1 protein-coding gene is annotated in these 451 nt (G+C 42.8%); it reads left to right on the top strand.

Features of this window, described 5'->3' with window-relative positions; all coding sequences use genetic code 11:
* Positions 1–238 precede the first annotated feature (238 nt).
* On the top strand, positions 239–451 hold a 213-nt coding region (locus AC3II9_RS19060), incomplete at its 3' end, for a hypothetical protein (protein WP_489157997.1).

Genomic DNA, 451 nt, shown 5'->3' with positions numbered 1-451 from the left:
GAGACGATTTTACTAGAATGCAATGCCGAATGGATTCAGTAGGGCTCTTAGTCAAGCACATGTTTTGGTGAAGAGCCCTAATAAATACAATGAAATGTTTCAAGATCATCACTCCTTTAACACAATTAGACGTTAATAATTTAGGACGGTTACAGAAATTCCAATATATTCATGTATATAAATCACCTTAAAACTGTCGACATTGAACGGTTAAAAAGCTGCGGTATCTGTCAAAAAGTTGCTGCATCCGATCAAAATCATTCGGTGCGAGCAAAACCTTGCCGTATCCGAGCAAAAGCCCGCGGTGAACGGTCAAAAAGCTGCGCTATCCGAGCAAAAAGCCGCGTTATCCGGTCAAAACTCTTGGTGCGAGCAAAACCTTGCCGTATCCGAGCAAAAGCCCAGTGTAAACGGTCAAAAAGCTGCGCTATCCGAGCAAAAAGCCGCGTTA

It is taken from the genome of Lysinibacillus sp. RU7 (genome assembly GCF_057837305.1).
The sequence above is the reverse complement of the archived record's forward strand: the minus strand, read 5'-3'. Positions and strand labels throughout refer to the sequence as shown.